The following is a 23,376-nucleotide window of genomic DNA, read 5'->3' on the forward strand; positions in this document are numbered from 1 at the left end:
TTCTGATATGTTTTGAGGCTATTATACTACATAGACTCCATTACTTCTCTCATTTTTTCTATATATTCATAAGTTTTCAGTCTATTTGATGAATTCCTTAATTCATCAAAATCTATTTTATAATAATTCTTAAGTTCCTGCCACTTATTTTCCACTTTTTTGCTTATGACATCATGTTCACTTGAAAAAATATCACTAAAACTCAACTGCCTGCCCTCTTCCTCTCGCAGATGATATATTCCTGTTCCGATAAGCCTTATCTCACCCTTTTTTACATTCCTTAAAAGTATACTTGCATTCTCATAAATTGTATAGGCATCATTGCTACATTCATCTACAAGCATTGACCTTGTGATACTCTTCATATTCCCGTAGGTAATCTTAAGAGAAACTCCCTCACCATAAAGTCCAAGTTTTTTTGCTCTTTCCTCTACACGAAATGCAAGAATAAAAAGTACATCATTCAAAAACTTAAAGCTTGATACATCCTTTTGAAATGTAAATTCCTTGCTGATTGACTTGGCATCCTCCTGTTTGTAAGGTGTAACCTTTCTGTTATCATATCCGAAAGCAAGATCGATTAGATATTCTCCCTGTTTACCCATAAATTTTTTTACAAAATCAGATTTATTTTGTAAATCTCTCACAGTGTCCACTCCATACATATGAAGCTTCTCTGCGGTCTTTTTACCTACTGTATACAATGCTCTCACATTTCTGTCTATTACCAATTTTACAAAATCTTCTCTACTTAAAATTTCAAAATATCCGTCAGGCTTTTTCTCCTCGCTTGCCGTCTTTGCGGCGGTCTTTGAATATGCAAGCCCTACAGAACAGGTGAGTGAAAGTTCTTCCCTCACCCTCTTCTTTATCTCAAAACCTGTTTCTTTAGCCTCTTTAAATGATGCCGCTACATCTGTAAGATCCAGATATCCCTCATCCAGAGCAATATACTCTGTTATATCAGTATAACTTTCCAATATCCTATGCAATTTATTTGATACGGCTCTATATTTATCAAAATTCGGATGCTTGAAAATCCCCTTAGGACAGAGATTATATGCTTCCTTGATATTCATACCTGAGCGGATGCCGTACTTTCTGGCCTCATAGTTGCAAGTCGCAACAACGCCCCTCTCATTTGGCATTGAACCAATGATAAGGGGCTTTCCTACCAGAGTCTCATCATCTCTCATCTCCACAGAAGCATAGAATGCATCCATATCCACATGAATAATTATTTGATTTTCAATCATAATTAACCTGCAAAACTATATACTCCTTTTTAAAATTATCCTGCAAAAAACGTACCTTCAAACACATCTCTTACATCCTTGCCGTCTATTGTTATATCACCGTCTGATGATTTTTGCATCGGAATTCTGACAATATCTCCGGTATTCATTCTATAGTCGGTAAAAGTTTTATTGTCACTGCCGACAGGTGTAAGCAAAGCTCCTACAGGAAGAATTTCATCACCTGACTTATTGCCGTTTACACCGTCTAAATGCTCTCCGCTTAATTCAACTTTAGAAACCAAACTTACAGGAGTGACAATGGTATAATAATTTTCCAGTGCTTTCGGCTTGCCGTCATCACCTAAGCTATACTTTCTTTCAACATTGACAGTGCTGACAGTCGCAACCCTATCTCCTAAGTAAAACTTATCGGGATTTAGAGGAGCCGTATCCGCAAAACTCTCCTGAATATCTGACTGTTCATCATTTTTATTTAAATCAATTACCTTAATGCTCCTATAGTCATTGTCATAGGTCAACTCAAGGTAAAGATATGCCGAATTTCCTTTTTTAAAAATATAGGCATCCGAAATACCGTAGCTGTTACTATCGTCCTTATATTCTCTCTCATTGCCGTCTATTTTCAGTTCAATTTCCTGTAAGATACCGTACTCGTCAATTTCCTGATCGACTTCCACACTGCTTTCTTTTCCATTTATATTTGCATTCATCTCATTATCCACAATAATTTTAAAAGCATAATCATACGGTAAATCCAATATACTGCCCTTAAAAAACTCTTTATACTTTATATAATCAACAGGTATGGAAACAGTCTGCTTTCCGTTCTTTGTATCTTCAAGCATATATATCATCATTGCACCGTTACTCAGTGACCATGTGACATCTTTATTAATGTTCTCACCGTCACTGAAAGCATCAGGATCTGTTAAAACCGATTTCATCTTCTTACCGAAGTTGTCAATATCATCATAATTATCTATAAAGTCTTTGTCATTCATCAGTTTATCATATAATGCATCGGCATCCTTCAGTACGGCTGTAATCTTAAGTTCCTTACCTGTACTTGAATTGATATTTACACCTCTTAACTCTTTGCTTGAATTGTTATTATCAAATGTTACCGTATCTATCAAAAGGCTAAATACATTAGAATCTGCTCTTGTAATTTGTATATTTGAATAATCATTGGTCCAAGTTGAATTTATCCTTTCCACTACACTGTCCAGATTCTTATTGTCTGTCTTTATCTGCGGAATTACATTTTCAGGCGGCTCATAACCGTCCTTAGGCTTATAGTATACTGTTGCATCAAACATCTCCACACCGGTTTGTTCATTATCTCTTGTGATTTCGGTCTCTTTACTTTCATTTATATTATTGCTTTCACTTATCGTACTTTCGTTTTTGTTCGTATTTATTGATATTGAAACACTCTTTCCACAACCTGAAAGTAATAAAATTGCCGGAATAAAATATAACATTTCTTTTTTCATAAATTCCTCCTTATTACTTATCTTATCATAAAAACATATTACTATATATGACGATAGTCTTAAGATAAAAAAAGTGCATTTGGCTTTTGCCGCCTGCACTTTTAATTTTGTTCTTCCGGATATTTTATACTATATCTACTTTTCCGATTTGCTGTCAGTCTTTGCCTGGAACTTATCATTATTTACAATAAATCTCTTGTGGATGCCCTCACCGATAAGCCCTTTTTCATCATATGCCTCTACCTTAAAGGTCAACTCTCTTCCGTCAATCTTTAGAAGCTCAGACTTTGCAACCACCTTCATTCCTACAGGTGTAGCGGATATATGCTTGATATCTACTGCAATACCTACTGTAGTAAATCCCTCATCCAGTCTTTCATTTACACTCATAAACGATGACTCTTCCATCAATGCAATCATAACAGGTGTTGCGAATACCTCCAAAAGCCCGCTGCCGATACCTGTTGCAGTTTTATCCTTAGTAACTACAGTTTCTCTTTGCCCTTTGATTCCTACTTCCAACATAAAACTCTCCTTTGCATAATCATATAGTTACACTATACTACTTTTGCAGGAATTTGAGTAATACTTTTTAAGAAATCTCAGCAATTTATCAATCACAATGTGATAAATGATATAACTACTTTAAAGCCGCCTCAATGTTTGCATCATTAATGTCCGTATCAATATCCGACTCACGAAGTTTTATAGGCTTTTTGAGAAGCCCTCTCAAATAATCTCTGTCACCGTTTCTGTATTGACCTTCTTTTACCAATGTAAATCGTGATATATCCGGATCATAACTGTAATAATGGAATTCACTTCCATAGGTACCATATTCACTGAAATCTACGGACAACAGTGTATTGTCATCAAAAACAAAGAAATCTCCTCCACTGTTGGTGACAAATCCGATAAGACGAGGCTTGTCATCTACAATACCGTAAATACCGTAAATCCCATAAAAATTCTCCCTTTTGGGCATAACTTTAACTATAAGCTCATCACGGTTGTCACCTGTGATATCCATTAATTTAAATTTTGAAGTATCATCATGAAAGTCATGCAATATAGGTGAATATAAGCTTTTGTAGGAAGATGCAATGCCTTTAGACTCTTTAGTAATATTATGATATAGATCAATCCCCGGATCAGGCAGCTTTTCCACCGCTTCAGCAATATTTTCCAAAGTTACAGGAAAATCCATAATACTGTCTGAACTTAGTTTTACTCTGTTATTTTGTAATGAGTCCTTTGCAGAGGCAATCAATTCACTGTCTTTACCGTCATCTAACAATGTAAAATTGCAAATGGATGTATCATATGCCCAAATACACGTATCATCCATATTGCATTCACTATAATCTTGAACAATGATATTATTATCAAGGAACAGATATGGACTATAGGACCCACTTTCAAAAATCTGTACAGCCTTACCGTTAAATATCTTGTAAATACGCATATATTGTACTACGGAATTAAAGAACCAATTTGTACGTCTTTTTAAAATTATTATTTCACTTTGTCCGTCACCTGTAACATCTGCAAGAGTAAAATAATAAAAATTCAATATAGAGTCATCAATAGATTTGTAGGTATCTACATCCGGACTGTCATAAAACTCATCAACACTACCTATTACACCTGTATTATAAAAATTTGTAAGGATATCTCTGTAAATTTTTTTATAATTATCATCACCGGTCACAGAATTTTGTGAAGCTTTTTGAACCCCGTCTTTTATAACACCGGCAGAAAAAGGCGTTTGCAGAAAACCTGCAAAAATCGAAAAAACAATGGCGAACGGAACACTTAAAAATCTTTTTCTCATACATACCTCCTTAAAGTACACTTTTACAATAGAGAATGATCAAATTAATTTTGCTCTAAACAATCAAAACATATACCACATCGCTATATTTTCATTGATATTTTAAATATTCTCTTTTATCTATAATTTTTTCAATAATAACCTCTTACAATTATTATAAAATCACATACCGATAAAAATAATATGAATTTTCATATATTTATTTTAATAATATTCTATCATAGTTTAATAGTTAGGTCAACTCTCACAAATAATTAATATAAATTTCTATCTTTTTCTTTCTAAACGCTTATAATTTTATATACCCACAAAAATATCCACTATATCTCTTATTTTTTCCATTATAACAGTTTTCTTTTTTTCTCTGGCTCCCTGTCTTCTGGAAGTAGGTGGTATTATACTGTCCAACTCATCTCCTGCATAATCCACATAACCCTTTGCAACAGCCTTTTCAATAAAATGATTTGAACCTGACTTTAGCTTTTCTTCTTCTATAAGTTTACTTATACTACTACTCTTTTGTTTCCTTGCAAAGGAATAGAATGACTCAAGTATATCCTCTGTATTCTTTAGTTCCGAAACTTTTGTACTGTTTATAAAATCTATAATCAACTCTTCCTTGGATCTTGTTCCCAGACTTGATCGTATCACTCTACGAACATCTGATTTCAGATTCTCTATATCTTCACTTTCCTTAACTTTAGAAAGAATAAGTGCCAGAATATAATCAAGATTTATTTCATCAGTCTTTAGCAGGTCAATTTCAAATTCCACATCTGAAAAATCTACATTTGACTGCTCATTTCTCTCACTATTTCTTGAGTTGACAAGCCCTTCTCTTATATCCACATATGTACTCTTCATATCCTGCATCTGACGTTCGGAAATAATCTTCTCAAAATTTTCAAACTCATCAAAGTTTTTCAAGATATTCTCAGCCCTTAACAGTTCACCAAAGAGTTCTACAAATTCTTTCTTATCTGCCTCCAGTTCTATCTCTGTAGGATCCGGGAATTTTGCAAGAATCTCATTACAAATCTCAGTATAACCCTTTATTCTCTTTCCACTCTCTTCATCACAAAAACCGTTTATATATTCATCATAGCTTCTTTCTAAGATAACATTTACACTGTTTTCATCTCCGAAAGTTTTTATAGCATCCTTGGTAGCCTTTTCCAGATCTCTAAAGCATACAATATTACCGAAAGCCTTTACCTTGTTTAGGATACGATTTGTCCTTGAAAAAGCCTGTATAAGTCCATGGTATCTAAGATTTTTATCTACAAACAAAGTGTTCATAGTAGGAGCATCAAATCCTGTCAAGAACATACCCACTACAATAAGTAAGTCCACTTCTCTTTGCTTTACTCTCTTTGATAGATCCTTATAGTAATTCTGAAACTCATTCCCGGCTGTACTGAAGTTAGTGGTAAAGTAATTATTATAGTCACTGATAGCCTTGTCCAAAAATTCCTTTGCACCGGAGTCCATAGCGCCCGGATTGAAGTCTTCTTCTGATATTTCTCCGATAGCCCTTTGTTCTTCATTCGCAACAAAGCTATATATCGTAGCCACCTTCAGCCTTTTATCCTCTGCCAAATTACTTTGAAGCCTTTTAAATTCCTCATAATATAACTTTGCAGCATCTACACTTTGTACTGCAAGCATGGCATTAAATCCGCTAAGTCTTCTATCCTTTAAATTATACACTACATTTCTATGAGTCTTTGCATCAAATACTTCTAAGATATGCTTCGATATTTCTGTAATACGCTCAGGATGAAGAAGCATCTTCTTTTCCAACTTCTTAAGCTCTTTTTCATCATATTCTTTTTCTGCACTCTTAAACTTCGGCAAAATATTATTATAATCCACCTTAAACTTTAAAACCTTACCGTCACGTATGGCATCTGTTATAACATAGCTATGAAGCTGTGCACCAAATATTCCTGTAGTTGTATCCCCTCCAAGTGAGTTCTCAACAAATATAGGTGTTCCTGTAAATCCGAACTGATAGTACTTTTTGAATGCCTTCCTTATATTCTTTTGTGCATCACCAAATTGTGAACGATGACATTCATCAAATATAAGTACACATTGCTTATCATAGATTTCATGTGTAGGATTTTTCTTAACAAACTCATTTAACTTCTGTATAGTTGTTACCACTATTCTATTGTCTTTTTTCTCAATGCATTTTTTCAATTCCTTTGTATCTTTACTGCCGTTCACACTGTCGGGCTGAAATCTTTGATACTCCTTCATTGTCTGGAAATCAAGGTCTTTTCTGTCCACCACAAAAAACACCTTATCAATAAATTCAAGCTCTGTAGCAAGTCTTGCAGCCTTAAATGAAGTTAAGGTCTTTCCTGAACCTGTAGTATGCCATATAAAGCCACCGGCTTCCACTCTTCCATATTTTTTTGACTCATAACTTGACCTTATCTTCCAAAGTATTCTTTCTGTAGCCGCTATCTGATATGGACGCATTATAAGCAAAGTATTAGTTACATCAAATACACAGTACTTTATAAGTACTTCAAGAATAACTCTCTTTTCAAAGAAGGTTCTTGTAAAATCATCCAAATCTCTTATCACTTTATTCTTTGCATCTGCCCACTCACAGGTAAACTCATAATTACCTTTACTTTGGTTAAGTGTATTTGCAAAATATCTGGTATATGTACCGTTTGATATAACAAAAATCTGTACATACTTATATAGAGAACTCTCTATATTGAAACTCTCCTTGCTATATCTATGTATCTGATTGAATGCCTCATGAATGTTTACACCACGCTTTTTCAACTCTATATGCACTAACGGCAACCCGTTTACCAGTACTGTGACATCATAACGATTACTATGACTTCCTTCCTGCTTTATCTGGTTGACAACCTGCAAGCAGTTTTTATAAATATTTGTCTTATCTATTATCTTTATATTTTGCAAATGGCCGTCATCAAAAGTAAAATCATATATATGATTTTCCTGTACTTTCCTAGTCTTTTCTATCATAGTATCATTTGGAGTATCTAAGTATTCTCTTAAAAATCTACTCCACTCATCTTTTGAAAATGTGACATCATTTAATTTTTCTATCTGCTTTTTCAGATTGACATATAAATCCTCATTTGTTTTTGCAAACAATCTTTCATATCCCTGTGAAACCAAATTATTGATCATGTTATTTTCAAGTTCTGCTTCACTCTGATAACTTCGGGCATCCTGCATCCTTGTCTTTTCAAACTTAGCCAAAATAATACCATTTGTCATCTCAGCAATAGCGGATGTGGAATAAATTTGTTTTTCTTGCATATTACCTCCGAATAAACTCTTACAAAAAACTCCACCTCTTTTATTACATGGTGGAGTTTTTTGGTATCTTAAAATTATTTTTTTACTTTATTATTGATACTGATAAACTCATTCATGTCTATACAATATCTCTTGAGTTTTTTATTTTCTTTCATTAAAGAAATTTTATCAGCTATCTTTTCTCTTATATCTATAGGAATTGCCCTACCATTTAACTTACTTATATCAACATCTTCACTTATTTTCAAGATATACGACTTGGTACAATCAATAAACGACGGAACCCTAAGTTTACACTCTAACTGTTCTTCTCCAATTATAAGATAATAATCTTCATTTGGATTTCCTTCTTCTGAATATACTTTGTACTCTTTTCCCATTATTGAAGATATGGAATACAATTCCAATGTACTACCTTCAAAACTACCTATAAAGTGTTGATGAACATTCGTATTTCCTATCGGGTCATTAGGATACTTTATTCTACAAATTATAATATCCATCATGAAAATACAAGTTCTCCCTCTATGCTCTCAACAAAAATAGGTTCTTTTTGCAAATCCACCTTTTCCAGCTGTTCTACCACCTCATCAGACATATCCAAATTGTCCTTATCGTAGTAATATATATTGTCACCTATCTTTTCCATAGAAATTCTTTCAAAATCCATATCTTTATATGTTTCATAAAGGCATTTCATAAAATTTCTTTCTTTAGGTGAGATATTTTCAAATATTATTTTTTCATTTCGCCCTACTTCTTGCCATATACTATGTGTATGTGTTTCTTCTGATAATTCTCTTGCGGTCTTATTTGCATATACAAAATTTACTATTTGCAATATCTTGAGTATATGTTGATTTATAATATCAGCAGCATCGTCATAGTGACAACCTAATTCCTCATACCTATAAGCTATATATATTTCTCTTGATACAGGACCGTTATCCCACTTTTCAAAAACACAGTTTGTCAAGTTCTGATTTGTTATAGCATAATACATAAGATGTGAAAAATATAATAGCTTATTTAATTTGGTATTCTCATCAATATACCCGTCACGCAATACAGGATTTTTGATAAGAAACCACTTTGCCAAATCTTTTATTGTCATATCCTACCCCTCAATACTCCCTACTCTCATCGCTACATTAGAATTATAGCATATATCAAGACTTTTTAAAAGATAACAGCCTTTCACGGTAGTACTCATATTGTTTTTGACGCTCCTCTATCTCCTTTGGCAAACCTGATTTTATATCATTTACAAGTGTATCAAACTTATCCAGGATGGAGACTATATACTCTTGGACCTGGAGGGAAGGGAGAGGGATTTTGATTTTCTCCATGTCTGCTGTAGAAAGTTCGATAACCTTTACACCTCTTGCCATCTTATTTTTCTGTTTTATTGCATAGTCCGCTCCATTCAGTACATATGACAAATACTTAGGATTCTCTTTATGTCTAAATATTGTAGAGTGTCCACCTGCTACAACTGTCTTCTCCCCAAGATATGCAACAGTTTTCATAACATCATCAATATTTTCAGATGTCCTGGCAATGACTAAATCTCCTTTATTGACCTTTTTTAATTTTTCTGCATCTTTAGTACTTATACCTACAACAGGTTTATCTATAAACATATTATATCTTGTATAAATATGCCCGTAGTGAATTGCACCAACTTCTCCATCATCTTTAAACATTGTTTTCGGCATTCCACTGCCATTCTCAAATCTTCCGATATCTCCCAGCGTTTTCCACTCTATACTATATAAATTTACTCCAACAATATTAGCCGCCTCTTTTAAGATAATAAAGTAGCTGTTAGCAATTAGTTGCGTGCGTGCGTGCGTGCGTGCGTGCGTGCGTGCGTACCACTTTCTATATCAAATGTCAATAGTTTTTCACGATAATATTCGTACTGTTTTTGACGCTCCTCTATCTCCTTCGGTAACAAACCCCTTGTTTCAGAGAGTATTGCTTGAAACTTATCAAGGATTTCTACTATTTTGTTTTGAAGTGAAAGGGGTGGTAAATGTATAGAAAACTTTTCCATATCATCTCCATGAATGCGAATCAGCTTAGTTCCGGTAACTTTCTTTTCCTTTTGTTTTTGAAACTCTGCTGTTTGAAAATAATATGCAATGTACTTTGGATTTTCTGTTGTTCTGTAGCTATACATATCTCCTGAAAACCCGATTTCCTCATTGCCTGTCCACACAACACACTTTCCTACATCTTCAATATTCTCCGATGTAGTTGCCATCAAAATATCACCTTGTCTTGCTTTCCTTAGCTTTTCAAACAACTCCTCACTTACAAAAGAGATTACCTCATTCGTTTCAAATCCATACTTTGTATATATCTGACCATAGTGAATTACAGGTTTTCCATGTGAAGCAAAATCAGATTTTTGTAAACCGTTACCTCTTGTAAACTTTCCTATGTCTCCAAGAGTAGTACAACATAATCTATTCGTCCCCCCCTCGGATACATCTAAAAGTTTTTTTGAAAGTTTATTAAGGTATTCCTCACTCAAAAGCATATTTCTGTAATATTCATACTGGTTAGTACGATATTGTAATTCAGCCTGTAATTCAGCCTGTAATTCAGTAACATATTCTGTGAATTTGTCAAGTGTTTTTACGATTTTTTCTTGGGTTTTTATAGAGGGGATTGGAATCAATGTTTTTCTCAAAAGTGAAAAATGTCTCATATATTTTCCCTCTAATTTGTAATAGCTTAAAATAGTATGGTACAAATACCTGGACTTTATATATTTCTCATCTGTTTTTAATATCTTTATTCCATCTGCTCCTTGTGCAAAAGCAAAATCAACATATTTAATGCTTTCTGTATGATCTCCAAATATAACACAAGGATATTTATCAATTATTGCATCATTATCATTTGTATATCCAACAATAAATTCTTGACCTTGATCTATTATAGGATAATCCCCTTCTCTTAGATATTCCTGTTTTTTAAGTTTCTTCTTCACAGTAATAACTTTAATTTCTGGTATATCGCCTATTTCCTTCCACTCCACCTTTTCATTCTTTAACATCTCTTCTATCTTACTCACCTTTTTTACCACCTTTTTTTGCTATACTATGTATACTGTTTATCTGTGCAAGACAGTCTTTATCTCTAAATTTAGTACCTCGAATAGAACGAACTCTGTAGCCAATAGAGGGTATCATATCCAAATTATAGTATGCGACCTGCTTTCTCTGTACTTTATCAGGAATCGCACCATGCTTAGTGGTTGTCAACTTATAGTTTACTACCACAACATTCTCATCCAATTTACCGTCCTCTGTGTTATATATAATAATATCATTCACCATCTTCCAGCTCCTTCACTATCACATCTATAGCGGCTCTAAGCTCGTCGATTTTCTTTACAGTCTTTGCTATCTCCTCATTCAATACCTTTATATCAATGACTTCCCTTGTATCCTCTTTTTCAACATATGTAGATACCGACAGATTATAGTCATTATCCTCTATATACTTTTTATCTACATACTTTGCAAAGTACTCTTTATCCTTTCTTTCTCTGAAGGTATTCAATATTGACTCAATATTTTTCTCTTCCAAAACATTATTGTTTGTTTCTTTTTTGAACTCCTTGCTTGCATCTATAAATAATACCTTATTCTCTGTCTTATTTTTTGCCATCACAAGGACACAGGTAGCTATAGAAGTTCCAAAGAAAAGATTTTCAGGGAGCTGTATCACACAATCAATAAAATTATTATCCACTAAATACTGTCGAATGGTCTTCTCCGCACCTTTTCTATAAAATATTCCCGGAAAGCATACAATGGCCGCACGGCCTTTGCTTGAAAGATAACTTAGTGAATGCATTATAAATGCATAATCAGCATAAGACTTCGGGGCAAGCTTTCCGGCAGGAGCAAATCTCTCATCATTTATAAGAGTCGGATCTCCATCTCCTACCCACTTTATAGAATAAGGCGGATTTGAAACAATAGCATCAAAAGGTTTTTCATCATTGTGTAGAGGATTTAAGAGTGTATCGCCTCTTTTAATAGAAAAGTTATTGTAGTTTACATTGTGAAGAAACATATTCATACGTGCAAGGTTGAAGTTTGTCATATTTATTTCCTGACCGAAAAATCCCTCTTCTATGATATGTTCTTCAAACTGCTTTTTCATCTGTAAAATTAAAGACCCGCTGCCACATGTTGGGTCATAAACCTTGTTTATACTTGTCTTTCCGTCCATCACAAGTCTTGCAAGCAGCTTTGACACAGTCTGTGGAGTAAAGAACTCGCCACCTGATTTTCCTGCATTACTTGCATAATTTGAAATCAAGTATTCATAGGCATCACCGAAGGCATCTATGTCATTACTTTGAAAGTCATTGAAATCAATCTCTGCAATACCTTTTAATATATCACACAGTCTTTTATTCTTTTCTACAACAGTTGCTCCCAATCTGTCACTGGTAGTGTCAAGGTCTTTGAACAGTCCCTTTATAGCCTCCTCTGACAAAAAACCTATGGCACTTCCCTCTATTGCATTAAATATATTTGCCAAGTCGGTGTTTAAATTTTCATTGTTTCCTGCATTCGCCACTACATTTTCAAAGAGTTGACTTGGCAATATGAAAAATCCCTTATCTTCCACTGTTCCGGGTCTAAAATCTCTATCTGCCTCTTCGTCAGAAATCTTGGCATAGTCGAAAGCGGTGTCACCTGCTTCATGCTCAGCCTTATTGAAAAACTCTGTAATATTCTCAGAAATGAACCTGTAGAACAGGTTTCCAAGTATATACTGTTTAAAATCCCATCCGTCTACAGCACCACGTACATCATCAGCAATTGCCCAAATTTTTCTATGCAACTCCGCCCTTTGTTTGCTCTCTCTATTTTCAATATCCGACATATTTACCTCACTAAAAATTTTCTTACAGTATAACAAATTTTATTAAAAATATCACTGTTTCCTCCACGTCTTACTCGGAGGGATACCGAAATATTTTTTATACAACCTGCTGAAGTAAAGCGGATCCTGATAACCTACATTTATGGCGACTTCCGTAACCGACATTCCGTCAAGCAACATCTTTGCCGCCTTTCTGAGACGAAGTCTTATAAGATAATCAATAGGTCTTATATTATAGATTTTATTAAATGTATATGAAAAATGTGTCTTATTCATTTTTGCGGCAAGAGCCAAATCTTCAAGTCTCAGACTCTTTTGATATGAGCTTTCCATCAATTCTATAGCATTTTCAATCTGCATTATTTCCTTATCAGGCATATGATAACAAAAAGAGCTTAGTATCAGCTGTCCGGCTATCATCCTGCTTCTGATTTGATCGTCAAAGCTTGCACTGTTTGCACATTTTTTAAGCTTAAACAGTAATTCAGATGTGTTCTCCTTATTAAATTCACTTATTTCGTATGCCGTATTCATTATATCACTGCATCCGTGCCACGGATTTTCAGGATCGTAATAGATATTTAAATGCACAAAAGGTACATCCGAAACTACACAAAAATCTATTTTCTGATTTCCGGCACCATGTACTATCGTATTTTCATCAGCCTTGAAACTCTCACCATTAAATTGTATCAAAGCCTCTCCGGATAAAGTATAGATAAATGCGGAGTGAATTGTATCATATGATATATGCATTCCCACATCCTTACTCTGTAGAGAAATTCCCGTGATAAAATATTTCCTCGCACTGTACTCTTTTTGACAACTTATTAAGAAATCCTTTTCCATAATACACCTTTCTATGGATTATATTTTTAATAATAGTCCATATCTTTATATTATACTATATTGAAATTTAATTAAATGCAACTATAATTTATATGCTGTTAGTAGTATCTAACCATTTTAAAAAGAAAGGATTCTTATGACAAGGAATAAGACCGATATAAAGTTTAATATATTATTGATTGTGCTTTTTATAGCCTTGACAGCCTCACTGCTTTCAGGTATATCTCTCGGCGCTGTAAGAATAAGCCTGAAAGATACCTACTCCACCATACAATCAAATCTCTTCCATATGAGTGTGGAAGACTTATCAAAATCTACTATGGCTATTGTATGGAATATAAGAATACCCAGAGTGATTATGGGGCTTATAGCAGGTGTGGGGCTGGCACTCTGCGGAACGGTGATGCAGACCACTGTAAATAACCCTATTTCAGAACCGTATATTCTAGGTATCTCTGCCGGCGCCACATTCGGTGCAACATTCTTTATAATACTTGGACTTAAATCAATGACCGGAATAGGTGCATTCTTCGGCTCTGTTATATCCACAGCCATAGTTATGTTCATCGCATCCATAGGTAAAAAGATTACTACAACGAGCCTGATACTCTCAGGTGCTGTTGTAAACGCTTTATTCAGTGCATTTTCAAACTTCATCATATCCATAGGAGCAAACTCCGACAGTATGATGACTATCAAGTTTTGGACTATGGGATCACTGGCAAGTGCAAAATGGGCAGATATTCTTCTTCCGCTTTTTGTGGTACTCATCTCACTTATCTTTTTTATGACACAGTACCGCACAATGAATACTATGCTTATGGGAGATGAAGTGGCAATAACACTTGGAATAAACCTTCAAAGTTACAGGCTTATATATATGCTGTTTATATCAATGATTACAGGAGTTCTTGTAGCAAAATGCGGAATTATAGGTTTTGTAGGACTTATCACCCCACATATATCACGCATTCTGATCGGCACCGACCACAAAAAAATAATTCCGCTCTCGGCTATGCTTGGAAGTCTGTTTGTGCTGTGGGCCGATATACTTGCCAGATGCCTTATAGACAAGGCGGAGTTACCTATAGGTATATTTACCTCACTGGTCGGCGGACCTTTCTTTATATATATTGTTATAAAAAATCAGAAAGGCGGTCAAAGATAATGGATTTAACTTGTAAAAATATATCCTATTCCATAAAGGACAAGCAGATATTAAAAAATGTATCTCTGAATGTCTCCGGAAATAAGTTTTTTACAATACTCGGTCCCAACGGCTGTGGAAAAACAACTCTTTTAAAGAGTATTTACAGAGTATTAAAGCCGACCTTTGGAGAGATTTTATTAAACAATAAAAATATTGAAAATATCAGACTGAAGGACTCTGCAAAAGAGATGGCTGTGGTGGCACAGTTCAATGAAATAAATTTTGACTGCAATGTGGAGGATATCGTTATGCTTGGCAGAAGTCCACATATAAGTTTTTTGCAGTCTGAAAAACAAAATGATTTTGATATTGTAAAAGCCGCCCTAAAAGATGTGGGAATGTTTGATAAGGCAAACCGCTCCTACTCCTCTCTTTCAGGAGGTGAAAAGCAAAGAGTGGCTCTGGCTCGTGCTATAGCACAAAAACCTTCATTGCTTTTGCTTGATGAACCTACAAACCATTTGGATATCAAATATAAGCTTGAAATACTTCATATTATAAAAGAGCTTAATATAAATGTACTTGCGGTACTTCATGATATTCAATTGGCATGTAAGTTTTCAGACTATTTATTTCTTATGAAAGGAGGTGAAATAAAGTACGAGGGCATACCGAGACAAACAGTCACAGAAAGTTCAATGAAAGACGTATATGGAGTAAATTGTAAAATATCATGGTCTGATGACAACCAAGCCATGATTGAATATATCTAAAATGAAAGGAAAAAATAATGAAAAAGATTCTAAACTTAACTTTAACAACTTGTATAGCACTTGCAATTGTAGGATGCGGCGGCACTAATGATACAAAAAAAAGTACCTCTTCAGAGCAGGCTTTAACAACCGTTGAAAGCACTGTAGCAGAGAGTAAGTCCGAAAGCACCGCAGGCACTAAAGAAACCTCATATCCTGTCACAGTAACAACATATGATGCGGACGGCAAGGAGATATCACAAGTATTTGACAAGGCTCCGGAGCGAGTAATCACAAACAATTTATCTTCTACCGAATTGCTTATAGACCTGGGGTTGCAGGATAAAATAGTGGGAATGCTTAATCCCGACAATGAAGTAAGCTCTGATTATGCCGCAGCCGTTTCTTCCATACCTCATATCGGAGATAAAAAAAGCGTATCAAAGGAAGTGGTACTTTCAAACACACCTGATATACTTATCGGAAGAAATATGATGTTCTCAGATAAATCTCTCGGCAGTGTGGATACATGGAATCAAAACGGAGTACCTGTATACACTCAAAAAGCTTCCGTTTCAAATATGAAGCAAAGTCTTGAAAGCGTTATTGACGATGTAAAAAATATAGGTATCATCTTCAATATACAGGACAAAGCAAATGAGTATGCAGATAAATTGCAAAAAAGAATCGATACTGTAACAGCTGCAAACAAGGCTAATACCGGCGAATTAAAGAACGCTCTTATTATGTGTGCATACAACGATCAGACCTTCGGTGCATACAAATCCGCATTGCAGGAGAGTATTCTTAATACACTCGGATATACAAATGTTGCAACAGGTACATCAGATCTCACTCTTGAAAACTTGGTTACCATGTCCCCTGAAGTTATAATCTATGTTACAAGTGACCGAAACAAAGAACTTGATGCCAAGGCGGTCGACCTTATGAAAGCCAATGCGGTTATCTCCGAGGTTCCTGCAATAAAGAATGACAAGATTATGACTATATCATATGATGAGTTAATGGATTACGGTACTTCTTCAATCAATGCGTTGGAAGATATAAATTCATTCTTAAATAAGTAGTATGTTAGATACAAAAATATCCTTACCGAACAATTATAATGAAGGAAACAAATATCCACTTATTCTTTTAAATGACGGTGAGATAAATTATCTTGGAGATTTAAAAGATACAGCTATACTTGTGGGGTTGATACCACAAAACAGATCGGATGCCTTCACACCTTGGAAGGCACATAATCTGAAACCCTCTATGCCTGATTTCGCCGGAAAACTGGATGAATATCACTCACAGGTATTTGAGTATTTGCTTCCGGAGTTATTGTGTAAGTACAGTATTGATGAAAGTAAAATCGCCTACGGAGGCTACTCACTTGGCGGATTGGCGGCGGTATACAGTCTGTATAACACTACCGCTCCGAGTATTATATTTTCACTCTGCGGCTCGTTTTGGTATCCGCAATTTTTTGATTATTGTGAGAACCATAAGGTACTTAATACAAAAGCATCTCTTTATTTGCAAAACGGCAAGACTGAGGGCGGTAAACACAACAATATACTTTCAAGCTCACCGATACTTTCCGCCAAACTTCACAAACTTCTAAGTGACAGATTGAATAATCTCACCTCTACCTTTGATGAATACGGACACCACGAAAATATCACCGGAAGATATGAGAAACTTATTGATTGGCTGAAAGAAAATTTAAAACAATAAAAATGTAGCCTAAGAATCTCAAGTTCTTAGGCTACATTACTATTTGTATATTCAACAGTATATCTCATACTCCAAGTTCTTTCCAAACCTCTTCATGTGAATATATCTTTAATTTTCCTTGTCTTTTATCATCTTCATATTCATCAAATATTTTTTTATCGTATTCATCCTCTATATGCTCAATCATAATTTCTCTTATCAGTTCTGATAAACTCTTATTGTTGGCTTTTGCATATTCTTCAAAAATACTCAATTCCTTATCAGGAACTCTTACACTTATTGTAGACATATCTCACCTCCCGATACCTATAGTTAAATTATACCACAGATACCCACTTTTTCAACAACTCAAAAACCTCCCGGCAAGCACCGGGAGGTCATTATATATTATTATCCAAGCATATTTAATCTGTCTATAAGCTCATTTACATTGATACCATGTACCATAGCAGCCTCTGAAAGTGACTCCATCTGTGATGACGGGCATCCGAGACAGTGCATACCTATATCCATAAGAACACTTGCTGCTTCCGGATTCTCTGCAAGAACCTCACCGATAAGCATATCAGGATTGTACTTACCGTCAGCCACTTCCTTCTCAACCTTGCCGAAGAAAAGCTCGATATCATCTTCAACTGTTCCGATACCTGCGATACCGAAGTTCTCAACCAAAACCTTAGCTACATTTGGAGAAAGGAATCCCGGAAGTGTCGGTCCAAGGTGAATATTCTTTACACCTAAGTACAGTAGAGCAAGTAAAACGATAACAGCTTTCTGCTCATACCATGCAATATTGAACTCAAGAGGAAGATCATTGATATCATCAAGACCGAAGATTTCCTTAAGTTTAAGCGCAATAACTGCAAGTGAGTAAGAATCATTACACTGACCTGCATCAAGAACTCTTGGAATACCGCCGATATCACCCAGCTCAAGCTTGTTGTACTTATACTTAGCACAACCTGCTGTAAGGATAACCGCATCCTTTGGGAGTGCCTTTGCAAAATCTGTATAGTAATTTCTTGCCTTTGAACGTCCGTCACAACCTGCCATTACAACGAACTTTGAAATAGCACCTGACTTGACAGCATCTACAACCTTATCTGCAAGTGCAAAAACCTGAGCATGTGCAAAACCGCCTACAATGCTGCCGCTCTCGATCTCTGTCGGAGGTGCACATTTCTTTGCCTGCTCTATAATCTCTGAAAAATCCTTCTCCTCACCGATATCACCGGGAATATGCTTGCAACCCGGATATCCTGCTGAACCTGTTGTATAAAGTCTGTCAATATAGCTTGCCTTAGGCGGAACTATACAGTTTGTAGTCATAAGGATCGGTCCGTTGAAGCTCTCAAACTCTTCTTTCTGCTTCCACCATGCATTACCGTAGTTACCCTTAAGATTTGAATACTTCTTAAGTTCCGGATAGTACTGACCTGCAAGCATCTCTGAGTGAGTATATACATCCACACCTGTTCCCTGTGTCTGCTTTAGAAGCATCTCAAGATCTCTTAAGTCATGTCCTGAAATAAGGATACCCGGATTTTTACCGACACCGATATCAACAGTTGTAATCTCAGGATTACCGTAAGCTGTAGTATTAGCCTTATCAAGTAAAGCCATACCGTTCACACCATATTTACCTGTCTCAAGTGTAAGAGCCACCAAGTCGTCTACGCTTAAGCTGTCATCAAGTGTAGCTGCCAAAGCTCTTTGTAAGAACGCATCAACCTCACCGTCATCCTGAAGCAGTGCATTTGCATGCTTTGAATATGCCGACAATCCCTTAAGTCCATATGTGATAAGTTCTCTAAGACTTCTGATATCCTCATCCTTTGTAGTAAGAATACCGACTGTAGCCGCCTTGGTCGGATATTCACTCTCATCAAATGACTCCCAAAGAGCTGCCGGCGGAAGATTATCCTTATTTGAAAGCTCGTTTAAAAGCTCCTTCTTAACTTCAAGAGTCTTCTTAATTCTTGCTATAATAGCATCATTATCAAAGTTGGCATTTGTAATTGTGATAAAAAGGTTTAATGTAACAAGGTGATTTACTTCCTTGCTTACTTCCTTGCCCTCTGCACGAAGTCTTGTTGTTACAGCTGATATACCTCTACTTACATAGATAAGTAAATCCTGCATATTTGCAACTTCCGGTTTCTTACCACATACACCTACCTGTGTACATCCTGTATTACCTGCTGTCTCCTGACACTGGTAACAAAACATTTTATTTTCCAATTTATACCTCCTCTTACTTGACTGAAATTCAGTCTATGAGCAATCTGACTTACAGATTTAATTTTCACCTTCTGCATCACTGCATGGCCTTATAATATCAGATTAAAATTCTAAAAACTGTAACTTACATTACCGAGCATTGTTTTTATTTAAATACTTTTTAATCCTTCAAGATTCTTTACAATCAAATCTTTTCTGACTACCTTTATAAAGCCGTCATCCTGCATCTTCATAAGTTCTCTTGAAAGAGACGGTCTAGCCGCATTCAAAAAGTCTGCAAACTCTTCTCTACTCATCTTTAGAGTTACTCTGTCTCTTTCATTCATATTTTGTAATATAAATCTTGCAATCTTTTGCCTTAATGTTGAGCATGAAAGTACCTGTAACCTGTTATTCAGATAGTAGGTTCTTTCGGCAAAAATTGTAAGCATATTTGACAGCATCTTACTCTTAAACGGTGACGGATTTGCACCGGATTTTGTAAGATACTCTTTCGGTATCTCTAAAATTTTACTGGGTGAACCGGCATAAGCATAGTTCACATATTCATTATAATTCAAAAAAAGGAACACCTCTCCGAACAGCTCTCCGGGATTTGAAAACATTCCCAAAATGCTCCTCTTTCCACTCATAGAATCATTACCTATAGATACGCTGCCTTCAACAAGCATTGTAATATATCTCGGTGTATCTCCCTGATTGAATATCATTTCACCTTTTCTGAATCCGACAATATCCGCCTTTGCCTCCTTTAAGCAAAGTTCTATCTCTTCTTCAGTCATTCCCCTAAAGAGTGGGGACTGTGTATAACTTCCTGACATAACTCTCCTTCAAGCGTCATACCCGCACGCAGTCTTTTTCTCGCTTCTTGCATAATTCCGTCAATACTGTCCAGTTGCACTAAAACTTCTTTTTCTTTTGCCGTAGTCTCTATTATTTTGTCTATTCCACCATTTTTGATAACTATTCTTTTATCTGCCATCAACGCCAAAAGAGGGTCATGAGTAGCCATAAGAACTATCTTATCCTGTGAAACCAAAAGGTCAAGTGCCTTTTTTCTGTCTATTCCGGCATTTTCTATCTCATCTATCAAAACTATTGGTGAAGAGCTGAGCACTGCAGTATCTGCAATCATAAGGGCTCTGGACTGTCCTCCGCTTAGAGCTGTAACCGCAGTCTCAGGTGCAAAATTTTCTCCTGCAAGCTTATTTGCTTCATGCAATATCTTCTCAACCGTATCTTCGATATCCTCAATCATTCTGCTTTCAGCATGCATAGTTATAAATTCACGGGCTGTAAGATCCATAACAAAATTCATATTTTGCGAAAGTTGCGCAACCAATTTATTATTTGTCGAATATCGCCACTTCGGATCCGGTTTCCTTCCATTTATATATATGGTACGACCGGTAGGGGTATCATTTTGTGCTGCCCATTCAATATCAGCCAACAATCTACTCTTTCCGGATCCTGTAGCTCCAACTATAGACACAATTTGTGAAGAAAAGATGTCTAATTTTTGAAATTTTTCTTTTTCTCCACTTTTGTTATGACCGGGAAAAATAGTTAAACTTTCTATAATTTCCTTATTATCACCAAGGAATTGTAACATTTGTTTGATGAATATGTCAAGTTGGATTTTTATTTCATCCCTGTCTATTGCCTTTTCTTCCAACTCTTCTTCAGATATTTTATTCAAAAACTCTGAAAATGTCAGTTCTAAATCGTCATCTATAAAAAATCCTGTACTGTCAAAAAAATCTGCAACAAAGGGGTATTTTTCCAGTAATTCTTTTAACTTTAATTCACTCATTTTCTGTCCTCCCATTGCATCTTCTTTGTATTTCCCAGCTGATAATCTTCACCTATTCTGGTCTCACCTAAGCAATAAGAACACATAGCTGAAGGCATTGCAAACCTCAGCTTCATTCCCTGTACCGACTTTATATCTATATTGTTGTCATATATTAAGGTAGAAAGTTCAAAAGCTCCCTGACCGCTGAGTCCGTTTACATTCATGACCATAGCTTTCGGGTTCACTGCACTTACTCTACCGCTGAACACTTCTCTCTCTGCCTGGCTTACTATATCACCCTTTGTAATAACTACAATATCTGCCGCCTTTAACATCGGCCCAATCTTTTTCGGTGTATTTATACCTGAAAGATTGTCTATCACACATACTCCCTTTATATCGGTAATATATGGTGAACAGCGATTACAAAGTCCTGCGGATTCTGTTATAAGCAAATCAAGTTTTTGCTCATTTCCCCATTTCACCACATCTTCTATATTTGATGCAAAGAAATGATCAGGACAAAGTCCGCCTGAAAGTCCCTTTTTTACCGGAATATTTGCCTTCTCATATATAACATCATCATCTGTATATAAGCAGTCAAACTTTACTACTCCCGCCTTTATCCCTCTACCCTGCATAGCTTCAATAGTCTTTAAAATAACCGAAGTCTTTCCTGAAGAAGGAGGACCTGAAAATATAACTAAATTCATATCTATTCCTCTCCAAAAAACCACTTTTCAGTATTGCTCAAAATCTCACCTATATCATTTGAGTGAATAAAATCCCATCCTGCCCAGAGGAAACTTTGACTTTCTTCCAATTTATTGTCATATTCACTATTGGTCTGTGGGAACTTTCCGTCTGCACCCAATACCTCTGCCACCTGCTTTGAAAACAGAAAATCTATAAGCTGTTTGCTGTTTTCATAATTTTTCTTTTTAGTCAAAAGGAATATCGGACTTATAACAGCACCGTCCTTTGGCCAAACCACAGTAAGACCTGAATTTTCCTTGATAGTCTTTGAGAAAAAATATGGCATAATACTGACAGTCGGAGTGTCGATATCTTTTCTTGAACCTGACTTTACCATCTGTGCAGGATGCATTGACTTAAGCAACCCTCTGCCAAGAGCCTCTACACCTTCCCTGCCATACCTTGAATATATTCCAAGCATTATTGCATTGAACATATCCAAATCCGATGTTGGGAGTGCTATGGAGTTTTCAAATTCCTTATCGAACAGGTCTTCCCATGATGCCGGTACCTTCCTGTCACCTAATACAGCATTGTTTACAATAAATATAGCCGGAACAACACCTATTATAGAATATTCTCCCTTCGGATCCCTTAACGAAATATTTTCATTATCTAAAGATTTATTTAATTCCCCACTTCTGTGGTCTACAAATATATCTTTATCTCTAAACTTGCCCATATACTTCTTGTCAAAGAAAAGGTTAAAACCTGCCGACATATATATATCTGAAAGGTCATTTTCATCCTTTGCATTCAGTATCTCATCCTCTATAGCCTCCATACCCATACTTGCCGCATTGAGGTTATAATTTATCTTATAGTCACGGCTCTCTACAAACTTTTCAAAGCTTTCAATAAACTGCATCCTTACAGGGCATGGCAAAATACCCTTTATGGATACTTTAGCTTTTTCGTCCACATTTCTTACAACACCATTAGTATCAGTCATATCCGACTTTCTCTCGATAGCCTCTACTAACTGCCTCTCGAAAACATCCACATTTATATTCTTACTCTTAAGTGCCGCCTCAATGCTTAACAACTTCCCCATGGATTTTCTCATCATGTCGTTCCTTAGATTTTCAAATCCGGCATTTGCAAGCACCTCTATAAGTTCAGGATACTTCTCGGTCACATCATATACTTTATCTTTTATATCAAAATATTTGTTCATATATTCTCCTTTACAATCTAAATCCCTATGGATATCTGTAAGTGTTTTCATTCTAATTTTTATATATAAAAAAGTCTGTAACTATT

Annotated in this window: 22 protein-coding genes; 4 read left to right on the plus strand and 18 right to left on the minus strand. The window is 35.6% G+C overall.

Features of this window, described 5'->3' with window-relative positions; genetic code table 11:
* Nucleotides 1–26: 26 nt before the first annotated feature.
* The 12 genes from dinB to HMPREF0381_RS10935 all read right to left on the minus strand — a co-directional run bounded on the left by dinB (nt 27) and on the right by HMPREF0381_RS10935 (nt 13,676).
* Nucleotides 27–1,256, minus strand: a complete 1,230-nt coding sequence (gene dinB, locus HMPREF0381_RS10880; RefSeq protein WP_008752030.1) for a DNA polymerase IV — start codon at nt 1,254–1,256, stop codon at nt 27–29.
* 35 nt (nt 1,257–1,291) lie between these two features.
* Nucleotides 1,292–2,755 (minus strand): putative periplasmic lipoprotein, encoded by a 1,464-nt coding sequence (locus HMPREF0381_RS10885; protein ID WP_040461406.1) that lies wholly within the window; start codon nt 2,753–2,755, stop codon nt 1,292–1,294.
* A gap of 135 nt (nt 2,756–2,890) precedes the next feature.
* Nucleotides 2,891–3,280 (minus strand): thioesterase family protein, encoded by a 390-nt coding sequence (locus tag HMPREF0381_RS10890; protein WP_008752032.1) that lies wholly within the window; start codon nt 3,278–3,280, stop codon nt 2,891–2,893.
* Nucleotides 3,281–3,395: 115 nt separating this feature from the next.
* On the minus strand, nt 3,396–4,589 hold the full coding sequence (locus HMPREF0381_RS10895; protein WP_008752033.1) for a hypothetical protein: 1,194 nt from the start codon (nt 4,587–4,589) through the stop codon (nt 3,396–3,398).
* Between the two features lie 297 nt (nt 4,590–4,886).
* Nucleotides 4,887–7,907: a type I restriction endonuclease subunit R gene (locus tag HMPREF0381_RS10900; RefSeq protein WP_008752034.1), complete on the minus strand. Its 3,021-nt coding sequence runs from the start codon at nt 7,905–7,907 to the stop codon at nt 4,887–4,889.
* Between the two features lie 74 nt (nt 7,908–7,981).
* Entirely contained in the window at nt 7,982–8,413 is a 432-nt protein-coding gene (locus HMPREF0381_RS10905) for a hypothetical protein (RefSeq protein ID WP_008752035.1), read from the minus strand.
* The gene (locus tag HMPREF0381_RS10910) at nt 8,410–9,021 is read right to left on the minus strand and encodes a Panacea domain-containing protein (RefSeq protein ID WP_008752036.1); all 612 of its coding nucleotides are present in this window, start codon (nt 9,019–9,021) and stop codon (nt 8,410–8,412) included. Before HMPREF0381_RS10910 ends, HMPREF0381_RS10905 begins: the two co-directional genes overlap by 4 nt.
* A 55-nt stretch (nt 9,022–9,076) precedes the next feature.
* Nucleotides 9,077–9,625, minus strand: coding sequence for a restriction endonuclease subunit S (locus HMPREF0381_RS10915; RefSeq protein WP_008752037.1), 549 nt, complete (start codon nt 9,623–9,625; stop codon nt 9,077–9,079).
* 116 nt (nt 9,626–9,741) lie between these two features.
* A complete protein-coding gene (locus HMPREF0381_RS10920; RefSeq protein WP_040461409.1) occupies nt 9,742–10,995 on the minus strand; it encodes a restriction endonuclease subunit S in 1,254 nt (417 codons plus the stop codon).
* Complete coding sequence (gene rhuM, locus HMPREF0381_RS10925; RefSeq protein ID WP_008752039.1) at nt 10,988–11,260, minus strand: RhuM family protein; 273 nt, start codon at nt 11,258–11,260, stop codon at nt 10,988–10,990. Before rhuM ends, HMPREF0381_RS10920 begins: the two co-directional genes overlap by 8 nt.
* A complete protein-coding gene (locus HMPREF0381_RS10930; protein WP_008752040.1) occupies nt 11,250–12,827 on the minus strand; it encodes a type I restriction-modification system subunit M in 1,578 nt (525 codons plus the stop codon). Before HMPREF0381_RS10930 ends, rhuM begins: the two co-directional genes overlap by 11 nt.
* A gap of 51 nt (nt 12,828–12,878) precedes the next feature.
* Nucleotides 12,879–13,676 carry a helix-turn-helix transcriptional regulator gene (locus HMPREF0381_RS10935; protein WP_008752041.1) on the minus strand — a complete coding sequence of 266 codons (798 nt, stop codon included), beginning with the start codon at nt 13,674–13,676 and terminating at the stop codon, nt 12,879–12,881.
* Nucleotides 13,677–13,812: 136 nt separating this feature from the next.
* Here HMPREF0381_RS10935 and HMPREF0381_RS10940 point away from each other — a divergent pair, with 136 nt between their 5' ends.
* Genes HMPREF0381_RS10940 through HMPREF0381_RS10955 form a run of 4 tightly spaced genes read left to right on the plus strand, consistent with a single transcriptional unit; the run spans nt 13,813 to nt 17,321 of the window.
* A complete protein-coding gene (locus HMPREF0381_RS10940) occupies nt 13,813–14,844 on the plus strand; it encodes a FecCD family ABC transporter permease (RefSeq protein WP_008752042.1) in 1,032 nt (343 codons plus the stop codon).
* Nucleotides 14,844–15,599 (plus strand): ABC transporter ATP-binding protein, encoded by a 756-nt coding sequence (locus tag HMPREF0381_RS10945; RefSeq protein WP_008752043.1) that lies wholly within the window; start codon nt 14,844–14,846, stop codon nt 15,597–15,599. The genes HMPREF0381_RS10940 and HMPREF0381_RS10945 overlap by 1 nt, the downstream gene beginning before the upstream one ends.
* Nucleotides 15,600–15,616: 17 nt before the next feature.
* Nucleotides 15,617–16,666: an ABC transporter substrate-binding protein gene (locus HMPREF0381_RS10950; RefSeq protein ID WP_008752044.1), complete on the plus strand. Its 1,050-nt coding sequence runs from the start codon at nt 15,617–15,619 to the stop codon at nt 16,664–16,666.
* 1 nt (nt 16,667) lies between these two features.
* A complete protein-coding gene (locus HMPREF0381_RS10955; protein WP_008752045.1) occupies nt 16,668–17,321 on the plus strand; it encodes an alpha/beta hydrolase in 654 nt (217 codons plus the stop codon).
* 64 nt (nt 17,322–17,385) lie between these two features.
* Here the strand turns inward: HMPREF0381_RS10955 and relB are convergent, their stop codons facing one another.
* From relB to HMPREF0381_RS10985, 6 genes are all read right to left on the minus strand, one after another.
* Complete coding sequence (gene relB / locus HMPREF0381_RS10960) at nt 17,386–17,610, minus strand: type II toxin-antitoxin system RelB family antitoxin (protein WP_008752046.1); 225 nt, start codon at nt 17,608–17,610, stop codon at nt 17,386–17,388.
* Nucleotides 17,611–17,711: 101 nt separating this feature from the next.
* Nucleotides 17,712–19,562, minus strand: coding sequence for a hydroxylamine reductase (gene hcp, locus HMPREF0381_RS10965; RefSeq protein WP_008752047.1), 1,851 nt, complete (start codon nt 19,560–19,562; stop codon nt 17,712–17,714).
* A 149-nt stretch (nt 19,563–19,711) separates the two neighbouring features.
* Nucleotides 19,712–20,383 (minus strand): Crp/Fnr family transcriptional regulator, encoded by a 672-nt coding sequence (locus tag HMPREF0381_RS10970; RefSeq protein WP_008752048.1) that lies wholly within the window; start codon nt 20,381–20,383, stop codon nt 19,712–19,714.
* A complete protein-coding gene (locus HMPREF0381_RS10975) occupies nt 20,341–21,375 on the minus strand; it encodes an ATP-binding cassette domain-containing protein (protein WP_040461411.1) in 1,035 nt (344 codons plus the stop codon). The genes HMPREF0381_RS10970 and HMPREF0381_RS10975 overlap by 43 nt, the downstream gene beginning before the upstream one ends.
* A complete protein-coding gene (locus tag HMPREF0381_RS10980; RefSeq protein ID WP_008753892.1) occupies nt 21,372–22,070 on the minus strand; it encodes a GTP-binding protein in 699 nt (232 codons plus the stop codon). Before HMPREF0381_RS10980 ends, HMPREF0381_RS10975 begins: the two co-directional genes overlap by 4 nt.
* Nucleotides 22,071–22,072: 2 nt before the next feature.
* Nucleotides 22,073–23,290, minus strand: a complete 1,218-nt coding sequence (locus HMPREF0381_RS10985) for an ABC transporter substrate-binding protein (protein ID WP_040461412.1) — start codon at nt 23,288–23,290, stop codon at nt 22,073–22,075.
* Nucleotides 23,291–23,376: the final 86 nt, after the last annotated feature.

The sequence above is a fragment of the Lachnoanaerobaculum saburreum DSM 3986 genome, assembly GCF_000185385.1.
Classification (GTDB): Bacteria; Bacillota; Clostridia; order Lachnospirales; family Lachnospiraceae; genus Lachnoanaerobaculum; species Lachnoanaerobaculum saburreum.

Coding starts and splice junctions, on each gene's coding strand:
- dinB (WP_008752030.1), bottom strand. CDS start 1,256: ATGATTGAAAATCAAATAATTATTCATGTGGATATGGATGCATTCTAT.
- HMPREF0381_RS10885 (WP_040461406.1), bottom strand. CDS start 2,755: ATGAAAAAAGAAATGTTATATTTTATTCCGGCAATTTTATTACTTTCA.
- HMPREF0381_RS10890 (WP_008752032.1), bottom strand. CDS start 3,280: ATGTTGGAAGTAGGAATCAAAGGGCAAAGAGAAACTGTAGTTACTAAG.
- HMPREF0381_RS10895 (WP_008752033.1), bottom strand. CDS start 4,589: ATGAGAAAAAGATTTTTAAGTGTTCCGTTCGCCATTGTTTTTTCGATT.
- HMPREF0381_RS10900 (WP_008752034.1), bottom strand. CDS start 7,907: ATGCAAGAAAAACAAATTTATTCCACATCCGCTATTGCTGAGATGACA.
- HMPREF0381_RS10905 (WP_008752035.1), bottom strand. CDS start 8,413: ATGATGGATATTATAATTTGTAGAATAAAGTATCCTAATGACCCGATA.
- HMPREF0381_RS10910 (WP_008752036.1), bottom strand. CDS start 9,021: ATGACAATAAAAGATTTGGCAAAGTGGTTTCTTATCAAAAATCCTGTA.
- HMPREF0381_RS10915 (WP_008752037.1), bottom strand. CDS start 9,625: ATGCCGAAAACAATGTTTAAAGATGATGGAGAAGTTGGTGCAATTCAC.
- rhuM (WP_008752039.1), bottom strand. CDS start 11,260: ATGGTGAATGATATTATTATATATAACACAGAGGACGGTAAATTGGAT.
- HMPREF0381_RS10930 (WP_008752040.1), bottom strand. CDS start 12,827: ATGTCGGATATTGAAAATAGAGAGAGCAAACAAAGGGCGGAGTTGCAT.
- HMPREF0381_RS10935 (WP_008752041.1), bottom strand. CDS start 13,676: ATGGAAAAGGATTTCTTAATAAGTTGTCAAAAAGAGTACAGTGCGAGG.
- HMPREF0381_RS10940 (WP_008752042.1), top strand. CDS start 13,813: ATGACAAGGAATAAGACCGATATAAAGTTTAATATATTATTGATTGTG.
- HMPREF0381_RS10945 (WP_008752043.1), top strand. CDS start 14,844: ATGGATTTAACTTGTAAAAATATATCCTATTCCATAAAGGACAAGCAG.
- HMPREF0381_RS10950 (WP_008752044.1), top strand. CDS start 15,617: ATGAAAAAGATTCTAAACTTAACTTTAACAACTTGTATAGCACTTGCA.
- HMPREF0381_RS10955 (WP_008752045.1), top strand. CDS start 16,668: ATGTTAGATACAAAAATATCCTTACCGAACAATTATAATGAAGGAAAC.
- relB (WP_008752046.1), bottom strand. CDS start 17,610: ATGTCTACAATAAGTGTAAGAGTTCCTGATAAGGAATTGAGTATTTTT.
- HMPREF0381_RS10970 (WP_008752048.1), bottom strand. CDS start 20,383: ATGTCAGGAAGTTATACACAGTCCCCACTCTTTAGGGGAATGACTGAA.
- HMPREF0381_RS10975 (WP_040461411.1), bottom strand. CDS start 21,375: ATGAGTGAATTAAAGTTAAAAGAATTACTGGAAAAATACCCCTTTGTT.
- HMPREF0381_RS10980 (WP_008753892.1), bottom strand. CDS start 22,070: ATGAATTTAGTTATATTTTCAGGTCCTCCTTCTTCAGGAAAGACTTCG.
- HMPREF0381_RS10985 (WP_040461412.1), bottom strand. CDS start 23,290: ATGAACAAATATTTTGATATAAAAGATAAAGTATATGATGTGACCGAG.